This is a genomic window from Methylomonas sp. HYX-M1 (assembly GCF_040741385.1).
Classification (GTDB): Bacteria; Pseudomonadota; Gammaproteobacteria; order Methylococcales; family Methylomonadaceae; genus Methylomonas; species Methylomonas rhizoryzae.
In genome coordinates this window covers 3772600-3798532 of sequence record NZ_CP160405.1, presented here as the reverse complement: position 1 = coordinate 3798532, position 25933 = coordinate 3772600, and the positions used below count along the sequence as shown (strand labels likewise).

The window sequence follows — 25933 nt, the reverse complement described above, 5'->3', positions numbered from 1 at the left end:
GTCTTTCTCCTGCGATAAGCTAGGCGCTAAGCATAGGTAATTTAAGCGCTTATCTCAAGGAAGGTCTTGCCCGGCCTGCAGCGCCAGAGCGGTCTGATACAGCATTTTTTTGCGCTGTCCGGTAATTTCCGTCGCCAGTGCCACTGCGGTTTTGATCGAGCATTCCTTGAGCAACAGCTTCAGGATGCGCAAGGCTTCGGCGCTCGAATCATCCCGGTCCGCGTCTATCGGGTTGCCGGCGACGATGACCACGAATTCGCCTTTACGCATGTTGTCGTCTTGCTGCACTTGGCGCAACACTTCGGCTAGCGGTGCTTTGATCAGAGTTTCGTGCAACTTGGTGATTTCACGGGCCAGGGCTATTTCGTGCTCGGCAGGAAAAATCGCCGCCATGTCTTCCAAAGAGGCTTGGATGCGGTGGCAGGATTCGTAAAAGGCCCAGGTAGAGGCGTCGCGCAATTTGTCGCTGAAGAATTGTTGTCTGGCCGAGGCGGTGCGCGGCAAAAAACCTTCGAAGCTGAATCGGCTTACCGGCATGCCCGAGGCCGACAGCGCGGCGATTAATGCGCATGCGCCGGGTAACGGCGATACACTGATGCCGGCTTTATGGGCTTGTTGCACCAACGGCAGGCCGGGGTCGCTGATCAACGGCGTGCCGGCGTCGGAAACCAAGCCAATCGTCAGACCGGCCAGCATTTTATCGACCAGACCCTGGGAAATCTGCGCCTCGTTATGCTGGTGCAGCGACTGCAACGGTTTGTTGATCCCGTAATGTTGCAGGAGTTGTTTGGCGTGGCGGGTATCCTCGGCGGCGATCAAGTCCACCTGTTTCAAGGTTTCTACGGCTCTCAGGCTGAAATCGGCCAAATTCCCTATCGGCGTGGCAACCACGTATAATTTCCCGCTCATCGAATTTTTGCTCCCGTCGCCATGCGTGTTTGTCGTAAGCCCAGCATTATGCCTCGCCGATTCGGCCGATGGTGGATTTTCGCCGGATTGGCCGTGACGGCCTGTTCGACCGGGCCGGCGGATAACCGCGCGCAGTTCGAGCTTAAAGCCAAGCCTGCCGCACCAAGGCTGTCGCAGCCGGATGCTCCGGTTAAAAGTTACGGTTTGGCGGACGGACAGGCGTTCGAACGGCTGCTGAACGCCGACGCCTTGCTGCAAGCAGGCGACATCGACGCGGCGCAAAAACAGCTGGATTTATTGCGCCAAGCCGAATTGTCCCCTGAACAGCGCGGCAAATACACCGTGTTGGCGGCGCAAATCGATTTGAGCATGGGCGACGCGGAGCAAGCCCTGTATCGCTTGAAAACGGTAAGGCCGCTTTTGCTGGAGGAGGCCGATAGGATTTCCTACTACCGGTCGCTGGCTTTCGGCTATTCATTGACCGGCAACGTGCTGCAAGCGGTCAGCAGCCGCATTCGGTTGGGCAATTTGTTGCGCGAGCCTAAACAGCAGCAGGATAACGTGCGCGCTATCGTCGAAACCCTGGCTAGCTTGCCGGACGACGAGGCGGCCGTTGCGCCGGAATTGTCGGCCGAATTGCAGGGCTGGATGGCGCTGGCCAAAATTTTAAAGTTAAGTCGGCAAACCGGCACGGATAGTGCTGCGGCGATTAATCAGTGGCGCGCGGATTATCCGGGCCATGCGGCTAACGCCGAATTCTTGCAAGCGTATCTGACTAGCCCGCCGACGGTAACGCCGGCCGATTCCGCCAGCGGCCATGAACCGCTTGCGCCGGTCGCCATTCCGGCCATTGCGGTATTGTTGCCGACCTCGGGGCCTTACGCGCCGGCCGGCAAAGCGATTAAAGAAGGCATGCTGGCGGCTTACCGGGCCGAAATTGTCGGCGGTGCCACCGCAGTGCCGTTAAAGTTTTACGACAGTGGACAAGAGGACGTGGTGCAGCTCTATCGGCAAGCGGTGACGGACGGCGCCAAGCACGTGGTGGGGCCGTTAGTCAAAGAGCAAATCGAAACCCTGGCCGCTAATGCGGAGCTTAGCGTTCCGGTGTTGGCCTTGAATCATGTCGATAATTTGCAGCACGACAATTTGTATCAATTCGGCTTGAGTCCGATAGACGAAGCGCAAGCCGTAGCGCGCAAGGCCCGCCGCGACGGAAAGCAGCGGGTGCTGATTCTGGTGCCGAATACCGGTCAGGGCCAGCGTGTCGGCAATTACCTGACCGCGGCTTGGCAAGCGCAAGGCGGCACGGTCGCCGGCATGCAGAGTTACGATCCGCGCCTACACGATATAGGCGCGGTATTGGAGCGTTTGCTGGAGACGGTAAACCATCCCGGAGCGCTGCAAGGCGTCGAGGCGCTGTTATTGAGCGCCAACGCCGACGCGGCCCGCGAATTGGCGGTGCAGCTCAAATACCGTCAAGCCGGCGGTTTTACGGTGTATGCAATGCCCACTATTTACAGTGGCAGGCCGGACCCGGGCAAAGACGCCGAATTGGGGGCTTTCGATTTTTGCGACATCCCTTGGCTGTTCGATAACTATTATCAAGGCCCGGTGAGCCGCGCTAGCTTGCAAAGTCATTTGCAAGGTCTGTCGGACGGTCTGGACCGATTGGCCGCGTTAGGAGTGGATGCATATTATCTGTTAAACCTTTTGCCGCAATTGGCGGTACAGCCCTATGCCGGGGCAACCGGAAAACTGGGTTTGAATGCCGAAAACCGGGTTACTCGCACCTTGGTGTGCGCGCAATTCACCGGCGGCGTGCCGGTGCCCAACGGGTACGCGGATTGATGTTCGGCCGTTCCAAAGCCGCGCATCTGGGCAAGGGCGAGCAGGCCGAGCGGCAAGCGGAGCACTATCTAACCCGTCATGGGCTGCGTTTGGAATGCAGCAATTTTCGTTGCAAATTCGGCGAGCTGGATTTGGTGATGCGCGACGGCTCGGCCTTGGTGGTGGTGGAGGTCCGGTTTCGCCAATCCGACGATTTCGGCGGCGCCTTGGCCAGCGTGACCCGACAAAAACAGGCCCGCATCGTCGCGGCTACCCAGCACTATGTCATAATCAACCGCCTGGATCAGGCCGCCATACGCTTCGATGTCGTGGCGATATCCGGTGACGGCCGCATCCAGTGGATTAAAAACGCATTTCAAACCTGAATCTATGAGTCTACAAGATCGCATCATCAATCATTTTTCCGACAGTATCCAAACCAAGCAAGATGCGATGGCGAGTTTGTGCGAGTTGATCGAATTCGCCTCGCAAAAAATCGTCGAAGCCTTGGTCAACGATAAAAAAGTGCTGACTTGCGGCAACGGCGGCTCCGCCGGCGATGCCCAGCATTTTTCCTCGGAAATGTTGAATCGTTTCGAGCGCGAGCGGCCGGGATTGCCGGCGATAGCCTTGAGTACCGATACCTCGACCATCACCTCGATCGCCAACGATTACCATTACGACGACATTTTCGCCAAGCAATTGCGGGCCTTGGGTCAAGCCGGCGACATTTTGTTGGCCTATACCACCAGCGGCAATTCCGGCAATATTTTGAAAGCCGTTAAAGCGGCGCACGAGCGCGATATGACGGTGATTGCGCTGAGCGGCAAGGACGGCGGCGCTTTGGCCGGCTTGCTGAACGAAGCGGATATCGAAATTCGGGTGCCGTCCGGTTCTACCGCCCGAATTCAAGAAGTGCATTTATTGATTTCGCATTGTTTGTGCGATTTGATAGATCACCAATTGTTCGGCGGCTAAACGCATTGCGGCAATTGCCGCGGCTGGAGCGAGAAACTGCGTGATATGACATAGTTAAGCGGGGCTGTTGTGTCGCCCGGTTTGATAATGCTTTGAAACAAAAAAGGAGTTTATACTGGCGCGATCCGTGCTTAAATTACCCGAGCACGTCGCCGGTTCTACAGGACGTTTTTCTTTTCCGCCTATTACTTACATTGAAATTTCATGACTACAGCAAAAATTCAGCGGTCGTTACTCGTCGCCGCGAGCGTGGCTTTAGCGGCTTGCGCCAGCGATACTCACAAGGTCGCTTCCGAAGACGGCAAAGCCGGCGGTGCTTGTCTGGCGACGTCGGCCAATCCCGAACGTTATGCGGCAATCGTTAACGGCTGCGGCATCGCTAAATCCGGTTTAAGCCCGGCGGGTCATCGCAACGGCTCCGGTCCCGAAGTCGAAGCCAAATTATTGGAAGAGCAAATCGGCCGGGAGTTGATACGCCAAGAATTCGTGAGCCAACCCTTGCCTGCCGACCCGGAGTTACGGGACAAATTGGACAGCGCTTTGCGCGTTGCTTATTCGCAGGTGGCGTCCGAGTATTTCGTAAAATCGGTCAACATCAGCGACGACGAGCTGCGCCAAGCCTACGAGCAGAAGAAGCGCGAAACCGACGCGCCGATGCAATACAAGGTCAGGCACATCTTGCTGGATAGCGAAAAAGCCGCCCAGGCCGCTATCGGCAAGCTGAACAAAGGCGAAAGTTTCGAAAAATTGGCCAAAAAACTGTCCACCGATAAGGGCAGTCAGGAAAGCGGCGGCGATTTGGGCTGGATTTCGCCCGGAGAAACGGTGCCGGAATTTTCTGCGGCCGTCGAACAGCTCAAGAATGGCGAAACCAGCGCGCAGCCGGTTAAAAGCCAGTTCGGCTGGCATGTGATATTGCGGGAAGATTCCAAACAACAAGAGTTTCCGCCGTTTGAATCCATTAAAGACCGATTGTTGGCGTTTTTGCGCATGGAAAAATTTCAAAAACACGTCGAACAATTGAAGAGCCAAGCCAAAATCGACAAAATTTCGGGCGGTAAAAGCCAGCCGGCCGAGGCAGGCAAGTAATAACAGGCCAACCGGGCTTAATTCCCGTAACAAGCGGTATTTGCAGTACAATGCCGGACTTTTAGCGGGTGGCCCAAGGGTTTTCGCCGGTTTGTCGCAATCCATTTTTCGTAGTTTCAATGACGTCCATTCCCTTGCTCGAAGCGCGCGATTTAGCCTGCGTGCGCGACGAGCGCGTGTTGTTTTCCGAACTGAATTTTAGCGTCGGCGCCGGCCAGGTTTTATTGATCGAAGGTCCGAACGGCAGCGGCAAAACCTCGCTGTTGCGAATTTTGACCGGTTTGCGTGCGCCCGACGACGGCGAATTGCTGTGGGAAGGCGTGGATGTGTTGCAACTTGCGGCGCAGTTTTATCAAGACGTGGCCTATGTCGGGCATATGAACGGCAATAAAGAAGATTTGAGCGTGGCCGAGAATTTGCGCTTTGCACAAAAACTGGCGGTGCCGACTTTAGGCATAGACGATAGTCTGGCCAAAGTGGGTTTACAGGGTTATCAGGACACGCCGTTGCGCTATTTATCCGCCGGTCAGCGCCGGCGTTTGGCCTTGGCCCGCTTGCTGTGTACCCGCAAACGTCTGTGGATTTTGGATGAACCTTTTACGTCGTTGGATAGAGCCAGTATCCGCTTGTTCGAGGGCTACATCGAACAGCACGCGCAGCAAGGCGGCATCGCGGTGTTGACTTCGCATCACGACGTAGCGTTGCCGGCCAGTATGCTGCAAACCATCGAACTGCAATCATGAATACCGTTTCCAGTTTCGCGGCTTTTTCGGCGGTAGTGCACCGCGATTTATTATTGGCTTACCGGCATCGGGCCGAGTTGTTGAACCCTTTGGCATTCTTTGTATTGGTAGTGACGCTGTTCCCGTTGGGTGTCGGCGCCGAAATGGCTTTGCTGAAACGCATTGCCCCCGGAGTGATTTGGGTGGCGGCCTTGTTGGCGTCGCTATTGTCTCTGGATACCTTGTTCAAATCCGATTTCGAAGACGGCAGCTTGGAGTTATTGGTGATGACTCCGCATCCCTTGTCGCTGCTGGTGCTGGCCAAGGTAACCGCGCATTGGCTGTTGTCCGGGGCGCCGTTGTCGCTAATGGCGCCGTTGTTGGCGGTGATGTTCGGATTGCAGGGCGACGTGATCGGCATTTTGTTGTTTACCTTGTTGCTGGGAACGCCGGTGTTGAGCCTGATCGGCGCGATTGCCGTTGCCCTGACGGTCGGCTTGCGCAAAGGCGGGGTACTATTGGCGATATTGGTATTGCCCTTGTACGTGCCGGTGCTGATTTTCGCCAGCGGTGCGGTAGATGCGGCAATGGCCGGATTTCCGGTCAGCGGTCAGCTGTACATGATGGCCGCGTTGTTGGTCGGGGCCTTGACATTGACCCCGTGGCCAACCGCCGCCGCGTTGAAAATGAGTTTGGCTTAGCCGTCAGCGATTCTTAATTGATAAAAAACCATCGGTCGAATTTTATGATCATGCGATTTTTGCATAAATTCTCTTCCCCGCCTTATTTCTACGCTATCAGCGGCCGGATGCTGCCGTGGCTGAGCGCGTTATTGCTGGGATTGTTGGCTTACGGCCTGTACGGCGGTTTGGTGTTGGCGCCGGCGGATTACCAACAGGGCGATAGCTTTCGCATCATTTACGTACACGTGCCGGCGGCCTGGATGTCCTTGTTCATTTACATGGTGATGGCGGTCAGCGGCGCGATTGCCTTGGTTTGGCGGATCAAGCTGGCGGAAATCGTGGCGATCAGCAGCGCGCCGATAGGCGCCGGTTTTACGTTTTTGGCCTTGGCGACCGGCTCTTTGTGGGGCAAGCCGATGTGGGGCGCTTGGTGGGTGTGGGACGCCCGGCTGACCTCGGAGTTGATCCTGCTGTTTTTGTACTTGGGCGTGATAGGCTTGTACGGCGCTATCGAAGACAAACGGGCCGCGTCCCGCGCGGTGGCGATTCTGGCCTTGGTCGGCGTCGTCAACATCCCCATCATTCACTATTCGGTGGAATGGTGGAATACCTTGCATCAAGGGCCGACCGTGACCAAATTCGACAAACCGTCCATTCACGTCGACATGTTGATTCCGCTTTTGGCTATGGCCGTGGCTTTCAAAGTCTATTACGCCATTGCGTTATTGATACGCTGCCGCAACGAGTTGCTGTTGCGCGAGCAGAGCAACCGCTGGGTGGACGAAATATTGGAACAACGATGAGCGAATTTCTGTACATGGGCGGTTACGCCTTTTACGTGTGGACGTCCTACGGCATCGCTGCGGCGGTGCTGTTGTTCGGGGTGTTGAAGCCTTTACGGCAACACAAACAAATAGTGCGCGGTTTGCTGCTCAAGCGGCAGCGCATGACTAAGAGGTCTCCGTCATGATCAATATGAAACCGCACCGCCGTAATCGGCTGGGTTTGATTTTTCTGATGATTGCCGGTGTCGGTACCGCAGCCTGGTTCGGCTTGCGTGCCTTCAACGAGAATCTGATGTTCTTTTTTTCGCCGACCGAAGTGGTGGACGGCAAAGCCCCGCAAGACCATTTGTTCCGCCTGGGCGGCATGGTGGTCAAGGGTAGCGTGCAGCGTCCCGGCGACGGCTTGACGGTTAAATTCGTATTGACCGACATGGCCAAGGAAGTGCCGGTGGAATACACCGGGATATTGCCGGATTTGTTCCGCGAAGGCCAAGGCATAGTCGCTAACGGCAAACTCAACCCTGCCGGGGTGTTCGTCGCCCAGGAAGTGTTGGCCAAGCACGACGAGAATTACATGCCGCCGGAAGTGGCGGGAAGCCTGAAAGTCGCCGCCAAACCGCAAGAGGTGCAGCCATGATTACCCCGGAAGTCGGACATTTTTCCCTGATTTTAGGTTTGGTGCTGGCTACGGTGCTGGCCGTGGTGCCTTTGGTTGGCGTCAAGCGCGGCGTCGGTGCCTGGATAGCCTTGGCCAGGCCGCTGGCGGTAGGCCAATTTCTGTTTGTATTCATCGCCTATTTCTGCTTGACCCACGCCTTCATTACCCACGATTTTTCCGTCGCCTACGTGGCGGAAAACTCCAACTCCCAGTTGCCTTACATGTATCTGATTTCCGGCGTCTGGGGCTCGCACGAAGGTTCGCTGCTGCTGTGGATCCTGATCCTGTCGCTGTGGACCATGGCGGTGGCCTTGTTGAGCAAAAGCTTGCCCATCGATTTGACCGCGCGGGTACTGTCGGTGATGGGCGGGGTGGCGGTGGGTTTCCTGCTGTTCATTCTGCTGACGTCCAATCCGTTCTTGCGTGTGTTCCCGATTCCTCCCGAAGGCCGCGACTTGAACCCCTTGCTGCAAGACCCCGGCATGGCCATCCATCCGCCGATGTTGTACATGGGCTACGTCGGCTTTTCGGTGGCGTTCGCGTTTGCCATCGCCGCGCTGATGAACGGCAAGCTGGATACCGCCTGGGCGCGCTGGACCCGGCCCTGGACTACCACCGCCTGGCTGTTTTTGACCTTGGGCATTACCTTGGGCAGCTGGTGGGCCTATTACGAACTGGGCTGGGGCGGCTGGTGGTTTTGGGATCCGGTGGAAAACGCGTCTTTCATGCCGTGGCTGGTCGGTACCGCGCTGGTGCATTCCTTGGCGGTAACCGAAAAACGTGGCTTGTTCAAGAACTGGACCATCTTGTTGGCGGTATTCGCTTTTTCGTTGAGCCTGCTCGGTACCTTTTTGGTCCGTTCCGGGGTGTTGACCTCGGTACATGCCTTCGCGGCCGATCCGACCCGCGGGATATTCGTACTGGCGTTTCTGGGCGTGGTGGTCGGCGGCTCCTTGCTGCTGTTTGCCTTGCGCGGCCCGCAAATTCATAGCGAAACCAGCTTCGAACTACTGTCGCGCGATGCCATGCTGTTGGTCAACAATGTGTTGCTGGTATCGGCGGCGGTGACCATTTTGCTGGGCACTTTATACCCCTTGATCATAGATGCCCTGGGCCTGGGCAAAATTTCGGTCGGACCGCCGTATTTCAATAGCGTATTCATCCCGCTGACCGCGCCGCTGGCGGCCTTGGTCGGGGTCGGTTCGTTGATGCGCTGGCGGCAGGACAACCTGCCGCGCTTGTACGAATTGCTGCGTTGGCCTTTGCTATGCAGCTTGGTGGCCGGCGTGCTGCTGGCCTTATTGCCGCAGGCATTCAGCTGGGGGGCTTTAATCGCCTTGACCTTGGCGGTATGGGTGGCGGCCACTGCGGTGTACGGCATCCATTTGCGCTTGCGCAGCAAAGACGATAAATGGCAGGCCTTGCGCGACATTTCCCTGAGCATCTGGGCGATGACCGTCGCCCATTTCGGCATTGCCGTGTTCATCGTCGGCATCAGCTTGACCTCGATTTATTCGCAAGAAAAAGACGTGCGTTTGGCGCCGGGCGAAACGTTGCACTTGGCCGGCTTCGACTTTTTGTTCCACGGGGTCAAGAAAACCGCCGGGGTCAACTACGACGCCAGCCAAGGCCACGTCAGCGTCAGCCGAGAGGGCGAAAGTGTGGCCGAATTGTATCCGCAAAAACGGGTTTACCGCGCCCAAGGCATGCCGATGACCGAAGCCGGAATCGACGTAGGCTTGAGCCGCGATTTGTTCGTGGCCTTGGGCGAGCCTTTGGGCAAAGACGGCGCTTGGGCGGTGCGGGTGTATTACAAACCGTTCGTGCGCTGGATTTGGCTGGGCGGCTTGTTTATGGCCGGCGGCGGCTTGTTGGCGGTGATGGACAAACGCTACCGCAACGAAGCGCGGGTGAAACGCAGTAAAGCGGCCGGCGCCGCATTACCTAGCCGGGCATAAAGGGGGATAAATGCGAAATTGGTTGCCGTTGGCCATCTTTGCGGTGTTGGTGGTGTTTTTAGGCATAGGTCTGAGTTTGAATCCGCGCGAAGTGCCTTCGCCGCTGATCGGCAAGCCGGCCCCGGCTTTCGAGGTAGCGCAACTGCATCAGCCCGGGCAAAGTTTCAAGCCGGCCGACATGTTGGGCAAAGTCTGGCTGTTGAACGTCTGGGCGTCCTGGTGCGTATCCTGCCGCGAGGAGCATGCGGTATTGAACGAATTCGCCAAAACCGGCTTGCTGCCCATCGTAGGCCTTAACTACAAAGACGAGCCGACCGACGCCCGCCAATGGCTGGCCAAGTTGGGCAATCCTTACCATTTGAGCGTGATGGATCGCGAAGGCAAAGTCGGCCTGGACTGGGGCGTATACGGGGTGCCGGAAACTTTCGTCATCGACAAAAAAGGCGTGGTACGGCATAAGCACATCGGACCGGTGGACATGCCGTCCTTGCAACAGCGCTTGATACCGTTGATACAGCAATTGAACGCGGAGACCGGCCAATGAAACGTTTAGGCTTAATCTTGGTGCTGGTGGTTTCGGCCGCCGCGGCCGAAACCAAGGTGTTTGAATTTCAGGATCCTTTATTGGAGCAGCGTTACCAAAACCTGACCGAACAATTGCGTTGTTTGGTGTGCCAAAACCAGAACATCGCCGATTCGCACGCGGAGCTGGCGCAAGACTTGCGGGACAAGGTGTACGAGCTGTTGAACAAAGGTCAAAGCGACCAGGAAATCATCGGCTATATGACCGACCGTTACGGCGATTTCGTGCTGTACCGGCCGCCGTTCAAATTCAAAACCCTGTTGCTGTGGTTGGGGCCGCTGCTGGCGGTGTTGCTGGGTTTGTTCGCATTTTGGCGGGTATTGCGCGGCGGTCGCCAGTCGGTGCAAGACGTCAAGGAACACGATCTAGCGGAAATCCGCAATTTATTGGATAAAGAGTAAGCCATGTTCGAATTTGGATTGTATGCGCTGATTTTGCTGTTGATGGCCTTGGGTTTCATTGTCGTGCCGATGTTGCTGAGTAAAACCGTGGTGCGTCAGACCGACGACGAAACCAACATCCAGTTGGCGCAAACCAAGTTGAAGGAACTGAAGGCCGAATTGGCGGCCGGCAATATCAGCCAAATCCAGTTCTCCACCGCCAAGCACGAATTGGAAGTGGGCTTGTTCCACGACCTACACGACGGCGGTTCGCTGGCTCAACCGGGCGGCAACGGACGTTGGTTGGCGCTGCCTCTGGCATTTGCCGTACCGGTCGCCGCGTTGGCGCTGTACGCGCAATTGGGCGATTTTCGCGCCTTCGACCCGAACGCGGCCCGGCCGGTGCAAACCGAGCTCAGCCGCGAGGAACAAATCGAGCAAATGGTCAACGGCCTGGCGCAGCGTTTGGAGAAGCAGCCGAACGATTTGCAAGGCTGGATCATGTTGGGCCGTTCGTACAAAGCGATGAAGCGCTACCCGGACGCAGTGGGCGCATTGCGTAAAGCCTTGGCCTTGCAGCCGGATAACCCCGATTTGATGTTGCAATTGGCCGACGCCGCGGCGATGACCAATAACGGCAGCTTGCAGGGCGAGCCTAATCAGTTGATCGAACGCGCCTTGCAGCTGAAACCCGATAACGAGATGGGCATGTGGTTGCTTGGCCTGAGTAAGGCCGAAGCCGGTCGGTACGACCCGGCTATCGCGATTTGGCGCAAACTGCAGCAACGCTATCAGCCCGGCGATAAAGATTATCAGGAAGTACAGCAACTAATAGATACCGCGTTGAAGCGGGCCGGACGCGAAGCGGAAATCGGCGCGACGCCGGCTCCGGCCGCACCAACCGCCGCTGTTGCCGCCAAGGCCGGCAGCAGCGTCAACGTCGAAGTCAGCCTGGATCCGCGTTACCAGCCCTTGGTCAACGATGGCGACAGCGTGATGATTTACGTCAAGGCCGCCAACGGACCGAAAATGCCGCTGGCCGCGGTCAAGCGGCAAGTCAAGGATTTGCCGCTGAAAATTACCTTGGACGACAGTATGGCGATGATGCCCAACATGACGGTGTCGACGTTCGAGGATTTGCAGGTTACCGCCCGCGTCAGCCGTAGCGGCAATGCCATGCCGCAGGCCGGCGAGCCTATCGGCAGCGTTGCCGTCAAGGGCGAGCAGCGCAATGCGGTTACGGTGGTGATAAACGACCAAGTGCGCTAGGGTTTTGGCGCGCGAGCCTAGGTTCGGGCGGAACAATGTCGGGTTGGCAGTTCTGGATCGACAGAGGCGGCACTTTTACCGACATCGTCGCGCGCGCGCCGGACGGGCGCTTGCTCTGCCGCAAATTGTTGTCCGAAAATCCCGAGCGTTATCGAGACGCGGCCTTGCAAGGCATACGCGACATTTTGCAGCTGCCGCCGAGCGCCGCATTGGCCCCGCATATCGGCAGCGTGAAAATGGGTACCACGGTCGGTACCAACGCCTTGCTGGAGCGCAAAGGCGAGCCCTTGGTTCTGGTGGTGAACCAGGGTTTTAAGGATTGTTTGCGCATCGGCTACCAAAACCGGCCGGACATATTCGCGCTGCACATCCGCCGGCCGGAGCAACTGTATCGCGCCGTAGTGGAAATCGGCGCCAGAATCGGCGCCGACGGCCGGGAAATACGCCCCTTCGATTCGGCTCGGGCGCGCCGGCAGTTAGCCGAGTTATACGCGCAGGGCTATCGGGCCGTCGCAATCGCCCTGATGCACGCATGGCGCTATCCGTCGCACGAAGTGCAACTGGCCGAACTCGCCGCCGAAATCGGTTACCGCCAAATTTCCCTGTCTCATCGGGTCAGCCCGCTGCCCAGACTGGTCGGCCGGGCCGATACCGCTGTGGTCGACGCTTACCTGTCGCCGATTTTGCGCCGCTACGTCGAGCAAGTGACCAGCGGCTTGACCAACGGCGGCCGTTCCAGCCGTTTGTTGTTCATGCAATCCAACGGCGGCTTGGTTGCAGCCGATTTATTTCAAGGCAAGGACTGTATTTTGTCCGGGCCGGCCGGCGGCATCGTCGGGGCGGCGGCGGTGGCGGAACGGGCCGGGCTGGCTAAAATCATCGCGTTCGACATGGGCGGAACCTCGACCGACGTCGCACATTACGCCGGCGAGTTGGAGCGCAGTTTCGACACCGAAGTGGCCGGGGTCAGAATTCGCACGCCGATGATGGCGATCCACACCGTGGCGGCCGGCGGTGGCTCGGTCTTGCATTTCGACGGCTTCCGCTACCGGGTTGGGCCTGATTCGGCCGGTGCCGATCCCGGTCCGGCCTGTTATCGGCGCGGCGGACCGCTGACCGTGACCGACGCCAATTTGCTACTGGGCAAATTACCGGGTTTTCCGGCCGTATTCGGCCCGCGCGGCGATCAAGGACCGGACCTGCAGCGGGTGTGCGTCCTATTTGCCGAGCTGGCGCAGCGCATAGGCCAGGCCTGCGGCGAGCCGCGCAGCCCGGAACAAGTCGCCGCCGGTTTTTTGGCGGTCGCGATCGAAAACATGGCCGAAGCGATCAAGCAAATCTCGGTACAAAAAGGTTACCACTTGGCCGACTACGCCTTGTGCTGCTACGGGGCGGCCGGCGCTCAACACGCTTGTCTGCTGGCCGAGCAATTGGGCATGCGCACAGTGTTGCTGCATCCTTTGGCGGGGGTGTTGTCGGCTTACGGCATGGGCTTGGCGCAATTTCGGGTGTTGCGGCAACGTGGTGTGGAGCGGCATTTGGACGGCGTCAGCGCCGCCGAGCTTGACGAATGGTGGGGCGAACTACTGGCGCAAGCGGCCGCGGAATTGAGCGCGCAAGGTGTAGCCGCGCCGACGATTCGCAGCCGCCGCCAATTGGTCGTGCGCTATCAAGGCACGGATACCTCGCTGGCACTGGACGCCGACCAACCGGGCCAGCTGACCGAGCGTTTCGCGGCCGCCTATCGGCAGCAATTCGGTTTTTGCTACGCGGACCGGCCGCTGCTGTTGTCGGCTGTGTATCTGGAATGCAGCGCCGGCGACGCGCCGGACCTGGATTGCGGCTTTCAGGCTGCCGCCGGACCGGTGCGCGCCGAAAGGATCGACCGCATGTTCAGCCGCGGCGCCTGGCGGGAAACGCCGATTTACCGGCGGGAAGCCTTGCCGAGCGGAGCGGTGCTGGACGGCCCGGCCATCGTGCTGGAATCGACCTCTACCATAGTGGTCGAGCCCGGTTGGCAAGCGCAAGTCGCGGCAAATGCCGATTTGTTGTTGCAGCGCCGCGAAATCGGCATCGAGGCGGCGATGCCCGGCGCGGCTGCGGACCCGGTTTGGCTGGAAATTTTCAACAAGCGCTTTGTCTCGGTCGCCGAACAAATGGGCTTTGTGCTGCAAAACACCGCGCATTCGGTCAACATCAAGGAGCGGCTGGATTTTTCCTGTGCCGTGTTCGACCCCACCGGGCAATTGATTGCCAACGCGCCGCATATCCCGGTGCACTTGGGTTCGATGGGCGCCGCCGTTGCCGCCCTGTTGGCCCGGGCCGACCTGGTCATGCAAGCGGGCGACGCCTATTTGCTTAATTCGCCCTACGCCGGCGGCACGCATTTGCCGGATATTACCGTGGTCAGTCCGGTATTCGACCCACCAGGCAACCGGCTGTTGTTTCTGGTTGCGTCGCGTGGTCACCATGCCGACGTCGGCGGTATTTCCCCGGGCTCGATGCCGGCCGCCAGTCGCCACATCAGCGAAGAAGGCGTGCTCAGCGCCGGCTTGAAAATCGTGCAAGCCGGGCAGTTTCTGGAGCGGGCGGTTGTGCAATGGCTGCAAGATCACCCGTATCCGGCTCGCAATCCGCAGCAAAATATCGCCGATTTGCAGGCGCAAATCGCCGCCAACCACAAAGGCGCCAACGAATTACTGGCCTTGGTCGCACAGGATTCCTTGCCGGTGGTAGCCGCGTACATGCGGCACGTGCAAGATCACGCCGAGGCTTGCGTGCGCCGTTTGTTGCCCGGTCTGGCGGACGGCTATTTCGAATATCCCATGGACCAAGGCGGGCGGATCGCGGTGCGCATCACGGTGGACCGGCGGCGCAGCCAAGCGGAAATCGATTTCAGCGGCACCTCGCCGCAACTGGACGGCAACTTCAATGCCCCCGCCGCAGTGTGTCAAGCCGCGGTGATGTACGTGTTCCGCACCTTGTTGCAAGACGACATTCCGCTCAACGCCGGCTGTTTGAAACCCTTAACCATCGTTATCCCCGAGGGCTGTTTGCTGAATCCGCGCTACCCCGCCGCGGTGGTGGCCGGCAACGTCGAGACCTCGCAATACGTGGTGGACGCCTTGTACGGCGCGTTGGGGGTGCTGGCCGGCTCGCAAGGCACGATGAACAATCTGACGTTCGGCAACCGGGATTACCAATATTACGAGACCATCTGCGGCGGAGCCGGGGCCGGCAACGGTTTTGCCGGGGCGGATGCGGTGCATACCCACATGACCAATTCGCGCATCACCGACCCGGAAATTCTGGAACAACGTTTTCCGGTGTTGTTGCACGAATTCTCGGTACGCGACGGCAGCGGAGGGGCCGGGCGCTATCGTGGCGGCTGCGGCACGCTCCGGCATATCGAATTTCTGCAAGCGATGTCGGTCGGCATCCTGTCCAGCCATCGCCGCCTGCCGCCGTTCGGCCTGGCTGGGGGCAGTCCCGGTCAAATCGGCCGTAACCGCTTGTTGCACAAGGACGGCAGCGAAGACGTCCTGCCGGCTTGCGCGCAGCTTGCTGTTGAGGCCGGCGACGCCATCCTGATCGAAACCCCGGGCGGGGGCGGGTTCGGAGCGGCCGATTAGTTCGACCGATGGGTTAAGGCATGAGCGAATTATCCCCCCAGCGATACGACCTCAAGTGGCCGATTGCGTCTGCAAACAGCGCGGATCGTCGTGCTGCGGATTGTTGACCCAGTTGCTTACCGCGGTGGCTTGCAGGTCGGGGTAGATGCCGGCGTTCAATAACGCGAAAGCGGTATCCGGCGGGGTGGCTTTATCCAGCCAGATACCGTAGTCGGCGGGGTTCAGGATGGCCGGCATGCGTTGGTGGATCTCGGTCATACAGCCCGTGGCGGCCATGGTGATGATGGTGCAGGAATAGAGGGTTTCGGTTTGTTGCTGCCATTGTTCCCATAAGCCGGCGAACGCCAATACACCGTGGTCCGCTTTGTGGATGTGGTAAGCCTGTTTGGCGGCGTCCTGTTGGTGCCATTCGTAGAATCCGGTGGCCGGTATCAGGCAGCGCCTGTGTCTGAAGGCGGCGCGAAACGAGGGTTTTTCCCGTACCGATTCCATGCGGGCATTGATCAAATGGCCGCTGTTTTTCTTGTCTTTGGCCCACGAAGGTACCAAGCCCCAGAACAGATTCACCGATTTGCGCGAGCCGTCCTCCAACTGGACGATGTTCAATATTTTGCGGCCCGGCGTGATGTTGTAGCTGGGTTGGTATTTCGGGGTACGCTGCAATAAGAAATGTTCGACGATGGTTTGCGCATTTGCGGTTAAATCGAAACGTCCACACATAGTCGTTCTCCCAATCGGCCCGTCCGACATCATAACCTTGCAGCATGGTGCCGGGCCAACTGCCGCTGAGGTTTCAAACGTTGCCGCTGGTCATCGGGGCTGAATTACGTCGTTCGAATACTGGGCTACAGTTATTCAGGTTTTGCGCGGCAACCAAGCCGCAGAGCCACAATCGCGAAGCCTTCGCGGCTTTTTTTAACGAACTGCACCGAATTCGTTCGTCGTGCTCAACCCGATGACTATGACTGAGAATAAAGTACCCACTGCCGCCATAAGCGTTCTGCTGTTCGTGTGCGCGTTGATTTTACGCATCAGTTACGTGTATTCGATGGAAATCGATTTCCCGTTCCGGGCCGACGCCGGCAAGTACCTGCGTCTGGCCTTGAATTTGGCCTTTAACCATAGTTATTCGTTGGCGGAACAGGCCCCGTTCACTCCGTCCACTTATATTTCCCCGGGATACCCCCTGTTTTTGGCGGCCGTGTTGCGTTTGACCGGCGAGATTCCGCAGTTTTACAGCACGGTGCTGTTGATTCAAGCCTTGCTATCCAGTCTGACCGTACTGCTGACTTTTCATCTGGTGTTGCGCTTGACCCACGTTTGGGCGGCATTTTTGGGCGCGTTGTGGGTGGCAATTTCGCCGCAGTTGATTATCGGCAGCGGCTACGTGCTGACCGAAACCCTGTCCGGCTTTCTGATTGTTTTGTCGGTGACCGTTTACCTGTTAGGCTGGGATAAACGGCATTGGCTCTGGTTCGCCCTGAGCGGAGCGATGTTCGCCTGCGCGGCTTTGGTCAGGCCGGCTATTTTGTTGTTTCCACCGCTGTTGTGCTTGGCATCGTTGCTGTCGAAGCAGCAGGTTAAACGGCATGCGGCGCTGCTGGTGGCGCTGGTTTCGGTCTGGGCGCCTTGGCAAATCTGGCAGTCGGACAATCGCCAACCCGACGAGGTCAATCTGGCGGCGGCGGCTTTCGCGCTGGGCGGCTACCCGGATTTGACCTTCAAAACCCCGGAATTACGCGGTTATCCGTATCGGGAAGACCCGCAATACGAGGCGATGACTAAAAGTTTGGCCAACGCGGCGTCGGTGATCTGGGCGCGGGCCTTGCAACAGCCGTGGCGTTACGCGAGTTGGTATCTGTTCGGCAAGCCGTGGCAGTATTGGCAAGCGGAAGAAGTGGCCGGGGCCGGTGGCCCTTATGTCTATGAGGTGGCGTCGTCGGTGTATACCCGACAGCCGTTGCCGGCCTTTACCTTGAACATGATGATGGCGATTCATCCGTTGTTGATTGCCTTGGGCGGATTGGCATGCGTTGGGTATCTGGCGGATTGGCGCGCGCGACCTAGTATTTGCGCCAATGACCCGGCAGCGCTGGTTTGCGTCGCCTTGCTGGCTTATTTCACGGCCCTGCACAGTGTATTGGCGCCGCTGCCGCGTTATGCGTTTCCGGTGTATCCGATCGCCTACGGACTGGCCGCGGCGGGAGCGGCCCGCTTGCTGGTCGCGGCAAAAGCCAAGTGGCTGCCATGAAGGCTTCCGCCGCTTTGATGTGTTTGAGCGTGACTTTGGCCCTGGCCGCCGGGCAAGTGCTGTTCAAACAAGGTGCTCTGCAAATTAGCGGTGCGGGATTTTGGGAACGTTTGATTCAGGCGTTGACTAACGTTTATCTGCTGGCCGGGCTGGCGCTGTATGCGCTGACGACGATGGCATGGGTGTGGGTGTTGACCCAGGTACCGCTGAGCCGGGCATATCCGTTTACCGCTCTGGCTTTCGTCATCGTGCCGGTGGCGGCGCATTATCTGTTCGGCGAAGCGTGGCATCTGCAGCTACTGATCGGTTCGCTGCTGATCGTCGCCGGCATTATCGTGATCGGGAGTGCTTGAATGCGGATCGCAGTCGTTATTCCTTGTTACCGGACCGGGGATGCCGTGTTGTCGGTGTTGGGGCGCATCGACGTACAAGTGGCTGCAATCTACGTCGTCGACGACGCCTGTCCGCAGCATACCGGCGACAGAGTCGAGCAGGTGTGCATCGATCCCAGGATAAAGGTGCTGCGGCACGAACAAAACCAAGGGGTAGGCGGGGCGGTGGTGACCGGGATTCGGGCGGCGCTGGCGGACGGAGCGGACATCATCGTCAAGATAGACGGCGACGGGCAAATGGATCCGGGCTTGATCGGCAAATTCGTCGAACCGATCCGGCTGCGCCGGGCCGATTATTGCAAGGGCAACCGTTTTTACAAGCTGGAATATCTGGAGAGCATGCCCAAGCTGCGCTTATTCGGCAATACCGTATTGTCCTTCGTCAGCAAAATGTCCACCGGCTATTGGAGCGTCATGGACCCGACCAACGGTTATGTGGCAATGCACGCCAAAATCGCCGCCGAACTGCCGCTGGACAAGTTATCCAAACGGTTTTTTTTCGAATCCGATTTGCTGTTTCGTTTGAATATCATGCGGGCGGTGGTGGAAGACGTGCCGATGCAGGCGGTGTACGCCGACGAGATCAGCAATTTGTCGGTGCGGCGAGTCGTTTGGGAATTTTCCGGTTTGTATTTGAACCGTTTTTTCAAGCGATTGTTTTACAGTTATTTTTTGCGCGGTTTCAATGCGGCGTCGGTGATGTTTCTGGCCGGGAGCGTCTTGTCGTTGGCCGGCAGCGGTTTCGGCGCCTGGCAGTGGTACCACAACAGCGCAGCCGGAGTATTTTCCAGCGCCGGAACGGTGATGTTGGCGGTGTTGCCCATCGTACTGGGTTTTCAGTTGCTGTTGACCGCCGTACAGATCGACATCCAAAGCGAACCGCGCCTGCCGGTGCATCCCAAGCTTTAGGGCTTGATGAATTTATGACTAAGTCCGTTGACCCGTTGCTGTCTATCGCCTAATTTGATTCAATGGTAGCAAATGCGTCGTTACCAATCATTGTCGCCTATCGTTGATGATATACAGAAGGGAAAATCATATGCTGCTCAATGAATTATCGGTTAGGAAATCATTTCCGGTAGATATACGGAAACTATCTAATTACTAGTTATGTTCTTTTGTTGCCAATGAAGAATAAGGAAAAAATCTTGATTTCAACTGAAAAGCTAACCGAGGAAGAATTCAAGGAAATGATTCGAAAGCTAAGCAGATATGTTGAGTCGGAAATGGATCAGTGGGAGTTCTGGAAGTTCAAGGCTTCATTTGGTCAAATATATGTAAGCGTTTCAATGAGGCCAGATGCTGCTGAAGACGCATACATAGACCTTAGTCATTTAATCGATACTAAATAAATTATGACGCTTGAGGCAGTAAAGCGCATAACTAGCAAATCCAGTCGACCCAAAAACCGCTAAGCGCTTTTCGGGCGGCTGATTTTAACGTTAGAGGTCATGAAAACAATGGATATTGAGCAACGCCTTATTTCATACATTGAGGCATCTCGAATTGCACGTGGCGTTCTCAGCGAGCTTCGGGGCTTTGAAATATCGAGCCTTGATATTCAAGCTGCGTTAGCGGAAGTTCTGAACATTCCGGAAAATCCGCCACTTGGAGTGCTCGATCAAGGTCTTGATGCAGAAAAAATCATTGGCTATCTGAGCAACTTCGATTTTAGAAAATTCCATCCAGAGGTTCTCGCAGAGTTCATTGCTGAAGAACCGTTAATACCAGAAGGCATTCCCCGTTTGCTCACTGAGCAAACGGTAAAGGTGAAAGGTGAGGTTTGGCGCATTCATAAAAATGATGTTGATCCATTTCCTTCGGTTCCCCATGCGCACAACTATGAGTCAGGTGTGGTATTACATCTGGGCAGCGGAGAAATGTTTGACAAAAACCGCCAGTCCATCGGAAACATCGGCTGCAAAAAGTTGCTTCGCGTTCGAGGTAAGTTAGACAGTCTTACGTTACCAACCACGGAGTGCAAATAATCTCTAACCCCTCGCTCAAGCCGACCCGCTTCCGCTACGCTCCAGCGGTCGGCTTAGCTCTGCGTTATGCATCTGATACGCGATGAGAATCCCGCACGATATTGAGGCCGAAATTTACTTCCTTAAGCCGGAAGAAGGAGGGCGAAGTACTCCCGTCTTTAACGACTATCGACCTCAGTTTTATTATGAGGGGCACGATTGGGATGCTAGGCATGTTTACCCTGATGTCAATCAAGTCAATCCTGGTGATACCGTCAGAGCCTATCTGGGTTTCCTCAGCCCTGCAGAACATTGGGGGAAACTTTATCCCAACATGAAGTTTGAAATTAGAGAAGGTACACGTATCGTCGGACGAGGGAAAATTACTCAAATTATTGAACTTGAAGCGTCAGCAAATCGAGCGAAGAAAACAAATGCATAACCCTGCGCTCAAAGGGACGATTCGCTGCGCTGCGCGCCACTTAGCTTTGCGTTAGACCGCCTATGCCACGCATCATTAAAAAACCAGGCGATGTCCTCAAATTTCCGCTATCCGCAGCAGGACATCATGCCTATGCACAATGGCTGTCCGATGGAACCGCACGCATTTTCTTGGCCGCCAATATTGCGGAGTTATCAGTTGATGAAGTAATGGCCTTGCCAGTAGCGTTCCGTGTAGTGGTATTCAACGACACGCCAAATCGTTATGGGTGGGCTAAGATTGGCAGGGCGGCTATACCTGAAGAATTCGCGAAACCTCAGCACTATGCCAAGAAGGATTGTATATCTGGAAAGTTAAGCATCTATTTCGAAGGTGTGGAGATGCCTGCGACACCAGATGAACTGCGAGGGTTAGAAACATGTGCCGTTTGGGCGCACCCACATATCGTAGAAAGATTGGAGGCTCAACTTGAAGGTCGAAAATCTAAGTTCCTTAAGTCCATTGAAGTTGTGGTCTAACCCGGCATTCGAGAGGGACGCCTATCGGCGCCCCTCAATTTCACGTTAGGCACTGCTCCAAATGGATCCGCTGATCTATCTAATTGTTGGTGGTTTCGTCTTGGTTATTGCTATCGCTGCTATTTGGGGGCGAATCTCCTACCGTAAGCAGCTCATGCGTATTGCAACGGCTCGGCAAGCGCAATTGACTACCCGGCCGCAAACATCGATTTGCATCGAGCGCGATGGAGGGAAACTTTGGTTGCGCCCCTTCAATATCTATATTGACGGACAAAAGATTGGCGAGGTTTCACCTGAAGAGGTGAAGTATTTTGGTGTCGCTCCCGGAGACCACACCGTAGAGGTTCGCCTTGACTGGCTGCGCAGTTTGAGCGTCATGGTAGATGTGGTAAGAGACCAGTCATGTCATCTTCAGTGCGGCATCAAAAAGATGTTTTATGGTCCCAATGCACCCATATGGTCTTACCTGATCTTTCATCCCCGAAGTGTGCTTTACCTCGAACAGATTCCCTCTTCTGGGGGGCGGGAACCGAGAACCGACCGAAGGTCATTCCGCTAACGATTGGGTTTGCCAATCTGAGTGGCGATGACCTCGTGCCACTATTGAATGAAGATGCGGCGGCTCTTAGCTCCATGTTCAAAAACACGAATATCGCTCCTGTAACGCGCTTTCCGAGCTGCGAGATATTGTTCCTCTACTCTCACCTACGCGAAGACGGAACGCTTGCTGGTATCGATGTCCCGGCGGGGCTTCGACAGGTCGCAAAACTTACGAGCGCAACGATGATTGTGCTCGCATCTCCCAATTCTTCTGACGCTGCACAAAAGTCTGCGGCGCTTCCGGGCGAGAAGTCTGCAAATCTGGTGCTGACACTAAATCGCAATGCAGATGGATTCAGTAGGTTTTTTCGGGAGCTATTTGAGCGTATGGAAGTTGGAACGTCATTGCTACATGCATGGGTTGAACTAGCGCCGCAACACCCGAGTGCAATGCACAGCTTTGCACCAGCTACATTGCTCCTTGCAGAAGCTGGTGACATTCGCTTTCCTGATTCAGTGCCTAACCCATCCATCAACACGGACGCTGCGCGATGAAGCCGCGCAGCGCCGGTTATGTCAGACGTTAGGCTCTCATGCAAACCGCCACATGCGGGTCTAGTGTCAAAACGGCGGGAAAGTAAAGCTTGGAGGAAATATGCGTGAGCAAATTGCAGTCGCCCCTATGCAGTGGGCACCAATCAGCTATTTACAAGACGTGGAGCCATTGAATGACCAAGATTCCGAATGTTTGGCTGAAATCCGCGAAGTACTGAAAAAACATGGGAAGTTGGATCGCTGCGCTTTACATCTCGTGCATAAGCATTTCGATCTTAATGATGATGAAATTCTTTGCGAATATACCGACCCGGAAAGCCGCACCCTAACAATGATTCCAAAGAATAAAATGGAGATTCCGGGGCACGTCGAAACTACATGGATGCTCAATGAAATTGGCCCGCTCACTGCTTGCATTTACGCCTGCTACTGGATTCAAAATGCCCAGCAGCATGTAAATCAACATTCTGGCCAAACCACTGTAGAGCAATAAAAAGCATGTCGGGCAACGATTTATTCGTTGCCCGATTAAGAATATTACAATATCAACGAGGCATACCAAGACAATGCGAATATATTTGGACATGTGCTGTCTACAACGGCCAATGGACGACCAAACTCACATCCGCATTCACATTGAAGCCGAAGCTATCCTCGGCATATTGTCTTGGTGTGAGGAAGGCAATGCAGAGCTGCTCAATTCTGTCGCTTTGAGTTATGAAGCCGATCATAATCCCCATCCTGCACGAAAGGCTTTTGTGCAAGAAGCCTTGTCGAAAAGTCATTCAATTATTCAAGCCACGAATTCGGTTGAGCAGCGCGCCCGCAACTATGGCAGTCACGGAATCAAGGTGCTGGATGCATTGCACTTGGCTTGTGCAGTGGAAGCACAGGCAAATTATTTCTGCACTTGCGACGACCGATTTCTTCGGCGAGCAAAGCAGATGGAAACAGAACAGACAAAGGTGGTTTCGCCTTTGGAACTTATCGAGGTAATCGAGCCATGACCACTCCAGCAAGACCTTTAACTGATATTACAAATAAGGCCCTCCATGTTCTTGCCAAAGAAATTGGGGTTGCCGATACGATGCGTTTTTTAGGCCAGTTTTCTACCGGAACAGGAAATTACACGGAAGAACGAGAGGCACTCTTTGATCATCTTAGTTTGGACGACGTGCTCACCGAGATAAGAGCAAAAAAAAGCAAGGATCCAGCCTAACAAAACGCTCAAGCCGACCCGATTCCGCTACGCTCCAGCGGTCGGCTTAGCTTTACGTTGATTTGACGACATGAAACTCATGGCACAAATTGGACAAAGGCGAAAAAAAATGGTACTGAGCGTAACCGCGTTTTGGTACGCGCTTAGCTTTGCTAAAGCGGATATCAAAACGCGGTTACGCACTTCGAATATTGAATTTTTTTTGCCCCTTTTTTAAAGTGTAGTCATGCGCCTCATGGCGCACATCAACTAAAAGCTCAAGCTGACTCCGCTCCGCAGCTCAGCTTTCTGTTAGGCGTAAGCTCTGCAAACGGGAAGCACGGAGAGCTATGCGGAGGTGTTGGGTCTTGAAAATGCGCGCTTCTGTTAGTTCCGAACCGTTCCGCCAATTAGTCGCGGCCCTTATCGATGGTGGGTTTGTCGCGCATGCCAATTGCCTTGAAGAGGTCCTTGACGGTACATGGACAACCTCATCTGAACTAATTGGGGAACTGGGTCTTGTGGTCTTAGCCATCCGCAAGGAATGCCGGCCGTTGAATCCTCGTCAGAAGGCACTGGTGAAGCAATCCCTGAAGGAGGTGCGAAAAGCCTTTCCGGGGTTTGGATGGTTTAGTGGGCTTGCTTTCTGGCGCTAATTGTTGGGGCCAAATCGTATTGGCCGCAGAATTATGTTACAGAGATAATGAACGCTTGCAAGCTAGACATGGACGGACTCCGCAGCATTGGGTATCTCTGTTAGTCAATTCTTAGGGCAATAGTCGCATCCGCCCGGCAAGGAGGATGCAACTCTTCCAGCAAAAAATTAACCCTCATCAAATGACAATATAGACACTGAAGCTGACCGATCCAACATGATGCTGCGTAACCGCCATATACAAGCTTTATTCGCAATTCTGCCTACTTTGTAGTACAAAATGAGCCTAACATAGCGATGCAGCGGAAAACGCCCTTTGCTTCTTTCTTCTGTTTTAGCGGTTATTTGAAGTTTCCGACTTCGGTCAAGCTTTCCGAAGGGCGTTTCAGCTTATCTTGAACGTTAGGACTCTATGGACCTCAACAGCTTCCATCCAATACTCAGCGACCTATTTGGCGCGGCTGCCGTGTACTTTCTTGCTCGCACAGGGACGAAGCCTGCAACACGGAAAGGCGACCGTCGAATTCTCAGCTACGGCATTGGTTTCAAGTTATTCGCGGCGCTTCTCGTACCCGGTTCGCTATTTGTGGCTTATGCAGCCGCCCATGCGCGCCCAAGTCAACTAGTCCTTGCGGGCCTCATTGCAATCGTATTTCTCGTAGCGGCAGCATTCTTTGCATATCAAGCTTTCTTTGTCTCTTTTGGGTACGACGAAAAAAACATTTACTACTCTTCTCCGCTTGCGGGGGCGCACGTAATTCCATGGTCCGATGTGCAAGAGGTTGGCTACTCTGGCTTGCTTAAGGCACATTTCATTAGCACGATGCAGGTGCGTCGTATCTGGTGTTCCAACATGCTGCGGGGATTTGAAGAGTTGGGTGAGTTTTTAACGAAAAAATACGACGAGCTGTATGGCGATGAATCCTAACCCTGCGGTCAAGTTCGCCCTTCGGGCTGGGACTGCGCTGAAGCGCAGCCCCTTACCTCCACGTTAGGCGGCATGGAAGACCATGAACCTACCGGTGGCTGAAGTCGAATTCATTCAGGCGTTCGTCAAGCCGACGCTCAAGGACCGTTGGCTTGGGCAACTCGATTCTCCAAAGAGAAGGTCAAAGCAGTTGCAGCGTCTGCATCATGGCTTCGACTTCGAAGCTCGGTCGACGGAACACCTAAAGCATTTGCATCAAGCAGACTTCATTGCCCTGCTCAGGCGGCGCCGAGCCGGCGGCCCCGTGCATGTCATCTCGGCCCATTCGTCTCGCGACGGCAATGTATATTCGTTTGATGAGGCGATCGATCCGAATCGGGGAGTTGCGTGGTCTCATTCAACCATTTGCATCTACAGTCCAAAGTTGCTTGCCGTCTTTGCCGATGAATACGATCACTATGTGCTCTGGAACGGTCCCGCCTAACATTCATGAGAGGACCTGAACCTGACGTTGAAGTTGACCCGTATACCCAATTAATTGCATCCATTGCTGCGGCTTGAGGTGTATCAAATGGGTCACCTGGTTTTAATCCGAGCGGATCGATCCATTTCAACGGATTATTCCGCACATAGGCGTAGGTATTAATGCCCTCGTGTCGTCGTTATTTCTTCCTTAGCACTCTCCACCCAAACAGTATCAAGAGATAAATGCTCGTTGTGGCAACATGCCCCAAAGGCCTTACAAAAAAACCAACTTCACTATCAGGCTGGAAAAATGGTTCTTTTAACCAAGAACCAAGCGGCCAGTAATAAAGCTGCTGTAAGTAAAACCATATCAGCCCCCTATTTGGGTCAAAGTGTTCAAGTATATTGAATACGATAGGCCAAAGAATAATTAGGCTCAACCAGATATAGGTAAATATATTCATGGTTTTCACCTTCAATGGCGTGGCTGTGAATTTAGGAGCTTATTGTATTCGCCCCTTAACAGGCTGTTGATTTTATCTCCCCTGT

Annotated in this window: 32 protein-coding genes; 29 read left to right on the top strand and 3 right to left on the bottom strand. The window is 55.5% G+C overall.

Translation table 11 applies throughout. The annotated features are described in order from the left end of the window. Positions 1–54: 54 nt before the first annotated feature. The gene (rsmI, locus tag AB0A83_RS17280) at positions 55–909 is read right to left on the bottom strand and encodes a 16S rRNA (cytidine(1402)-2'-O)-methyltransferase (RefSeq protein ID WP_367154816.1); all 855 of its coding nucleotides are present in this window, start codon (positions 907–909) and stop codon (positions 55–57) included. 93 nt (positions 910–1002) lie between these two features. Between rsmI and AB0A83_RS17275 the strand changes: the two genes are divergently transcribed. The 14 genes from AB0A83_RS17275 (at position 1003) to AB0A83_RS17210 (ending at position 15473) form a co-directional block, all read left to right on the top strand. Next, a complete protein-coding gene (locus tag AB0A83_RS17275; protein WP_367154815.1) occupies positions 1003–2757 on the top strand; it encodes a penicillin-binding protein activator in 1755 nt (584 codons plus the stop codon). Beyond that, positions 2757–3122 (top strand): YraN family protein, encoded by a 366-nt coding sequence (locus AB0A83_RS17270; RefSeq protein ID WP_150052061.1) that lies wholly within the window; start codon positions 2757–2759, stop codon positions 3120–3122. Before AB0A83_RS17275 ends, AB0A83_RS17270 begins: the two co-directional genes overlap by 1 nt. A gap of 4 nt (positions 3123–3126) precedes the next feature. Beyond that, positions 3127–3714, top strand: a complete 588-nt coding sequence (locus AB0A83_RS17265; RefSeq protein ID WP_150050530.1) for a phosphoheptose isomerase — start codon at positions 3127–3129, stop codon at positions 3712–3714. 204 nt (positions 3715–3918) lie between these two features. Continuing rightward, positions 3919–4803 (top strand): peptidylprolyl isomerase, encoded by an 885-nt coding sequence (locus tag AB0A83_RS17260; protein ID WP_150050527.1) that lies wholly within the window; start codon positions 3919–3921, stop codon positions 4801–4803. 119 nt (positions 4804–4922) lie between these two features. Further along, on the top strand, positions 4923–5546 hold the full coding sequence (ccmA, locus tag AB0A83_RS17255; protein ID WP_367154814.1) for a cytochrome c biogenesis heme-transporting ATPase CcmA: 624 nt from the start codon (positions 4923–4925) through the stop codon (positions 5544–5546). Beyond that, positions 5543–6226 (top strand): heme exporter protein CcmB, encoded by a 684-nt coding sequence (gene ccmB / locus AB0A83_RS17250; RefSeq protein WP_150050523.1) that lies wholly within the window; start codon positions 5543–5545, stop codon positions 6224–6226. Before ccmA ends, ccmB begins: the two co-directional genes overlap by 4 nt. Positions 6227–6270: 44 nt before the next feature. Then, entirely contained in the window at positions 6271–7011 is a 741-nt protein-coding gene (locus AB0A83_RS17245) for a heme ABC transporter permease (RefSeq protein WP_269473490.1), read from the top strand. After that, the gene (ccmD, locus tag AB0A83_RS17240; RefSeq protein WP_150050521.1) at positions 7008–7178 is read left to right on the top strand and encodes a heme exporter protein CcmD; all 171 of its coding nucleotides are present in this window, start codon (positions 7008–7010) and stop codon (positions 7176–7178) included. The genes AB0A83_RS17245 and ccmD overlap by 4 nt, the downstream gene beginning before the upstream one ends. 5 nt (positions 7179–7183) lie before the next feature. Continuing rightward, positions 7184–7630 carry a cytochrome c maturation protein CcmE gene (ccmE, locus tag AB0A83_RS17235; RefSeq protein ID WP_150052057.1) on the top strand — a complete coding sequence of 149 codons (447 nt, stop codon included), beginning with the start codon at positions 7184–7186 and terminating at the stop codon, positions 7628–7630. Further along, positions 7630–9609 (top strand): heme lyase CcmF/NrfE family subunit, encoded by a 1980-nt coding sequence (locus AB0A83_RS17230; protein WP_150052055.1) that lies wholly within the window; start codon positions 7630–7632, stop codon positions 9607–9609. Before ccmE ends, AB0A83_RS17230 begins: the two co-directional genes overlap by 1 nt. A 10-nt stretch (positions 9610–9619) precedes the next feature. Further along, on the top strand, positions 9620–10153 hold the full coding sequence (locus AB0A83_RS17225) for a DsbE family thiol:disulfide interchange protein (RefSeq protein ID WP_150050519.1): 534 nt from the start codon (positions 9620–9622) through the stop codon (positions 10151–10153). Then, entirely contained in the window at positions 10150–10593 is a 444-nt protein-coding gene (locus AB0A83_RS17220; RefSeq protein WP_150050517.1) for a cytochrome c-type biogenesis protein, read from the top strand. Before AB0A83_RS17225 ends, AB0A83_RS17220 begins: the two co-directional genes overlap by 4 nt. Positions 10594–10596: 3 nt before the next feature. Beyond that, positions 10597–11841, top strand: a complete 1245-nt coding sequence (gene ccmI, locus AB0A83_RS17215; protein WP_150050515.1) for a c-type cytochrome biogenesis protein CcmI — start codon at positions 10597–10599, stop codon at positions 11839–11841. A 35-nt stretch (positions 11842–11876) separates the two neighbouring features. Then, on the top strand, positions 11877–15473 hold the full coding sequence (locus AB0A83_RS17210) for a hydantoinase B/oxoprolinase family protein (RefSeq protein WP_367154813.1): 3597 nt from the start codon (positions 11877–11879) through the stop codon (positions 15471–15473). 51 nt (positions 15474–15524) lie between these two features. Here AB0A83_RS17210 and AB0A83_RS17205 read toward each other — a convergent pair whose 3' ends face one another. Next, complete coding sequence (locus AB0A83_RS17205; protein ID WP_150050511.1) at positions 15525–16193, bottom strand: SOS response-associated peptidase; 669 nt, start codon at positions 16191–16193, stop codon at positions 15525–15527. 241 nt (positions 16194–16434) lie between these two features. Between AB0A83_RS17205 and AB0A83_RS17200 the strand changes: the two genes are divergently transcribed. The 15 genes from AB0A83_RS17200 to AB0A83_RS17130 all read left to right on the top strand — a co-directional run bounded on the left by AB0A83_RS17200 (position 16435) and on the right by AB0A83_RS17130 (position 25403). After that, positions 16435–17724, top strand: a complete 1290-nt coding sequence (locus tag AB0A83_RS17200) for a glycosyltransferase family 39 protein (RefSeq protein WP_190303176.1) — start codon at positions 16435–16437, stop codon at positions 17722–17724. Beyond that, complete coding sequence (locus tag AB0A83_RS17195) at positions 17721–18077, top strand: hypothetical protein (protein WP_367154812.1); 357 nt, start codon at positions 17721–17723, stop codon at positions 18075–18077. Before AB0A83_RS17200 ends, AB0A83_RS17195 begins: the two co-directional genes overlap by 4 nt. Then, complete coding sequence (locus AB0A83_RS17190) at positions 18078–19025, top strand: glycosyltransferase (RefSeq protein ID WP_367154811.1); 948 nt, start codon at positions 18078–18080, stop codon at positions 19023–19025. 218 nt (positions 19026–19243) lie between these two features. After that, positions 19244–19468, top strand: a complete 225-nt coding sequence (locus tag AB0A83_RS17185) for a hypothetical protein (protein WP_367154810.1) — start codon at positions 19244–19246, stop codon at positions 19466–19468. Positions 19469–19567: 99 nt separating this feature from the next. Further along, complete coding sequence (locus AB0A83_RS17180) at positions 19568–20104, top strand: hypothetical protein (RefSeq protein WP_367154809.1); 537 nt, start codon at positions 19568–19570, stop codon at positions 20102–20104. A gap of 82 nt (positions 20105–20186) precedes the next feature. Beyond that, positions 20187–20525, top strand: coding sequence for a hypothetical protein (locus AB0A83_RS17175; protein ID WP_367154738.1), 339 nt, complete (start codon positions 20187–20189; stop codon positions 20523–20525). Positions 20526–20587: 62 nt separating this feature from the next. After that, a complete protein-coding gene (locus tag AB0A83_RS17170; protein ID WP_367154739.1) occupies positions 20588–21043 on the top strand; it encodes a hypothetical protein in 456 nt (151 codons plus the stop codon). A gap of 61 nt (positions 21044–21104) precedes the next feature. Beyond that, positions 21105–21602, top strand: coding sequence for a hypothetical protein (locus AB0A83_RS17165; RefSeq protein WP_367154808.1), 498 nt, complete (start codon positions 21105–21107; stop codon positions 21600–21602). 35 nt (positions 21603–21637) lie between these two features. Next, positions 21638–22138 (top strand): hypothetical protein, encoded by a 501-nt coding sequence (locus AB0A83_RS17160; RefSeq protein ID WP_367154741.1) that lies wholly within the window; start codon positions 21638–21640, stop codon positions 22136–22138. A 100-nt stretch (positions 22139–22238) separates the two neighbouring features. Further along, the gene (locus tag AB0A83_RS17155; RefSeq protein ID WP_367154807.1) at positions 22239–22631 is read left to right on the top strand and encodes a hypothetical protein; all 393 of its coding nucleotides are present in this window, start codon (positions 22239–22241) and stop codon (positions 22629–22631) included. A gap of 112 nt (positions 22632–22743) precedes the next feature. After that, positions 22744–23145 (top strand): PIN domain-containing protein, encoded by a 402-nt coding sequence (locus tag AB0A83_RS17150; protein WP_367154806.1) that lies wholly within the window; start codon positions 22744–22746, stop codon positions 23143–23145. Beyond that, positions 23142–23357, top strand: a complete 216-nt coding sequence (locus tag AB0A83_RS17145; RefSeq protein ID WP_367154805.1) for a hypothetical protein — start codon at positions 23142–23144, stop codon at positions 23355–23357. Before AB0A83_RS17150 ends, AB0A83_RS17145 begins: the two co-directional genes overlap by 4 nt. 347 nt (positions 23358–23704) lie before the next feature. Continuing rightward, positions 23705–23992, top strand: coding sequence for a hypothetical protein (locus AB0A83_RS17140; protein WP_367154804.1), 288 nt, complete (start codon positions 23705–23707; stop codon positions 23990–23992). Between the two features lie 411 nt (positions 23993–24403). Further along, positions 24404–24919 carry a hypothetical protein gene (locus AB0A83_RS17135; RefSeq protein ID WP_367154803.1) on the top strand — a complete coding sequence of 172 codons (516 nt, stop codon included), beginning with the start codon at positions 24404–24406 and terminating at the stop codon, positions 24917–24919. Positions 24920–25001: 82 nt separating this feature from the next. Then, a complete protein-coding gene (locus tag AB0A83_RS17130; protein ID WP_367154802.1) occupies positions 25002–25403 on the top strand; it encodes a hypothetical protein in 402 nt (133 codons plus the stop codon). Between the two features lie 178 nt (positions 25404–25581). Here AB0A83_RS17130 and AB0A83_RS17125 read toward each other — a convergent pair whose 3' ends face one another. Continuing rightward, positions 25582–25848, bottom strand: a complete 267-nt coding sequence (locus tag AB0A83_RS17125; protein WP_367154801.1) for a hypothetical protein — start codon at positions 25846–25848, stop codon at positions 25582–25584. Positions 25849–25933: the final 85 nt, after the last annotated feature.

What these genes read in the sequence shown, in the direction of transcription:
- rsmI (WP_367154816.1), bottom strand. Translation starts at nt 909, where the DNA reads ATGAGCGGGAAATTATACGTGGTTGCCACGCCGATAGGGAATTTGGCC.
- AB0A83_RS17270 (WP_150052061.1), top strand. Translation starts at nt 2,757, where the DNA reads ATGTTCGGCCGTTCCAAAGCCGCGCATCTGGGCAAGGGCGAGCAGGCC.
- AB0A83_RS17265 (WP_150050530.1), top strand. Translation starts at nt 3,127, where the DNA reads ATGAGTCTACAAGATCGCATCATCAATCATTTTTCCGACAGTATCCAA.
- AB0A83_RS17260 (WP_150050527.1), top strand. Translation starts at nt 3,919, where the DNA reads ATGACTACAGCAAAAATTCAGCGGTCGTTACTCGTCGCCGCGAGCGTG.
- ccmA (WP_367154814.1), top strand. Translation starts at nt 4,923, where the DNA reads ATGACGTCCATTCCCTTGCTCGAAGCGCGCGATTTAGCCTGCGTGCGC.
- ccmB (WP_150050523.1), top strand. Translation starts at nt 5,543, where the DNA reads ATGAATACCGTTTCCAGTTTCGCGGCTTTTTCGGCGGTAGTGCACCGC.
- AB0A83_RS17245 (WP_269473490.1), top strand. Translation starts at nt 6,271, where the DNA reads ATGATCATGCGATTTTTGCATAAATTCTCTTCCCCGCCTTATTTCTAC.
- ccmD (WP_150050521.1), top strand. Translation starts at nt 7,008, where the DNA reads ATGAGCGAATTTCTGTACATGGGCGGTTACGCCTTTTACGTGTGGACG.
- ccmE (WP_150052057.1), top strand. Translation starts at nt 7,184, where the DNA reads ATGAAACCGCACCGCCGTAATCGGCTGGGTTTGATTTTTCTGATGATT.
- AB0A83_RS17225 (WP_150050519.1), top strand. Translation starts at nt 9,620, where the DNA reads ATGCGAAATTGGTTGCCGTTGGCCATCTTTGCGGTGTTGGTGGTGTTT.
- AB0A83_RS17220 (WP_150050517.1), top strand. Translation starts at nt 10,150, where the DNA reads ATGAAACGTTTAGGCTTAATCTTGGTGCTGGTGGTTTCGGCCGCCGCG.
- ccmI (WP_150050515.1), top strand. Translation starts at nt 10,597, where the DNA reads ATGTTCGAATTTGGATTGTATGCGCTGATTTTGCTGTTGATGGCCTTG.
- AB0A83_RS17210 (WP_367154813.1), top strand. Translation starts at nt 11,877, where the DNA reads ATGTCGGGTTGGCAGTTCTGGATCGACAGAGGCGGCACTTTTACCGAC.
- AB0A83_RS17205 (WP_150050511.1), bottom strand. Translation starts at nt 16,193, where the DNA reads ATGTGTGGACGTTTCGATTTAACCGCAAATGCGCAAACCATCGTCGAA.
- AB0A83_RS17200 (WP_190303176.1), top strand. Translation starts at nt 16,435, where the DNA reads ATGACTGAGAATAAAGTACCCACTGCCGCCATAAGCGTTCTGCTGTTC.
- AB0A83_RS17195 (WP_367154812.1), top strand. Translation starts at nt 17,721, where the DNA reads ATGAAGGCTTCCGCCGCTTTGATGTGTTTGAGCGTGACTTTGGCCCTG.
- AB0A83_RS17190 (WP_367154811.1), top strand. Translation starts at nt 18,078, where the DNA reads ATGCGGATCGCAGTCGTTATTCCTTGTTACCGGACCGGGGATGCCGTG.
- AB0A83_RS17185 (WP_367154810.1), top strand. Translation starts at nt 19,244, where the DNA reads ATGAAGAATAAGGAAAAAATCTTGATTTCAACTGAAAAGCTAACCGAG.
- AB0A83_RS17180 (WP_367154809.1), top strand. Translation starts at nt 19,568, where the DNA reads ATGAAAACAATGGATATTGAGCAACGCCTTATTTCATACATTGAGGCA.
- AB0A83_RS17175 (WP_367154738.1), top strand. Translation starts at nt 20,187, where the DNA reads ATGAGAATCCCGCACGATATTGAGGCCGAAATTTACTTCCTTAAGCCG.
- AB0A83_RS17170 (WP_367154739.1), top strand. Translation starts at nt 20,588, where the DNA reads ATGCCACGCATCATTAAAAAACCAGGCGATGTCCTCAAATTTCCGCTA.
- AB0A83_RS17165 (WP_367154808.1), top strand. Translation starts at nt 21,105, where the DNA reads ATGGATCCGCTGATCTATCTAATTGTTGGTGGTTTCGTCTTGGTTATT.
- AB0A83_RS17155 (WP_367154807.1), top strand. Translation starts at nt 22,239, where the DNA reads ATGCGTGAGCAAATTGCAGTCGCCCCTATGCAGTGGGCACCAATCAGC.
- AB0A83_RS17150 (WP_367154806.1), top strand. Translation starts at nt 22,744, where the DNA reads ATGGACGACCAAACTCACATCCGCATTCACATTGAAGCCGAAGCTATC.
- AB0A83_RS17145 (WP_367154805.1), top strand. Translation starts at nt 23,142, where the DNA reads ATGACCACTCCAGCAAGACCTTTAACTGATATTACAAATAAGGCCCTC.
- AB0A83_RS17135 (WP_367154803.1), top strand. Translation starts at nt 24,404, where the DNA reads ATGGACCTCAACAGCTTCCATCCAATACTCAGCGACCTATTTGGCGCG.
- AB0A83_RS17130 (WP_367154802.1), top strand. Translation starts at nt 25,002, where the DNA reads ATGAACCTACCGGTGGCTGAAGTCGAATTCATTCAGGCGTTCGTCAAG.
- AB0A83_RS17125 (WP_367154801.1), bottom strand. Translation starts at nt 25,848, where the DNA reads ATGAATATATTTACCTATATCTGGTTGAGCCTAATTATTCTTTGGCCT.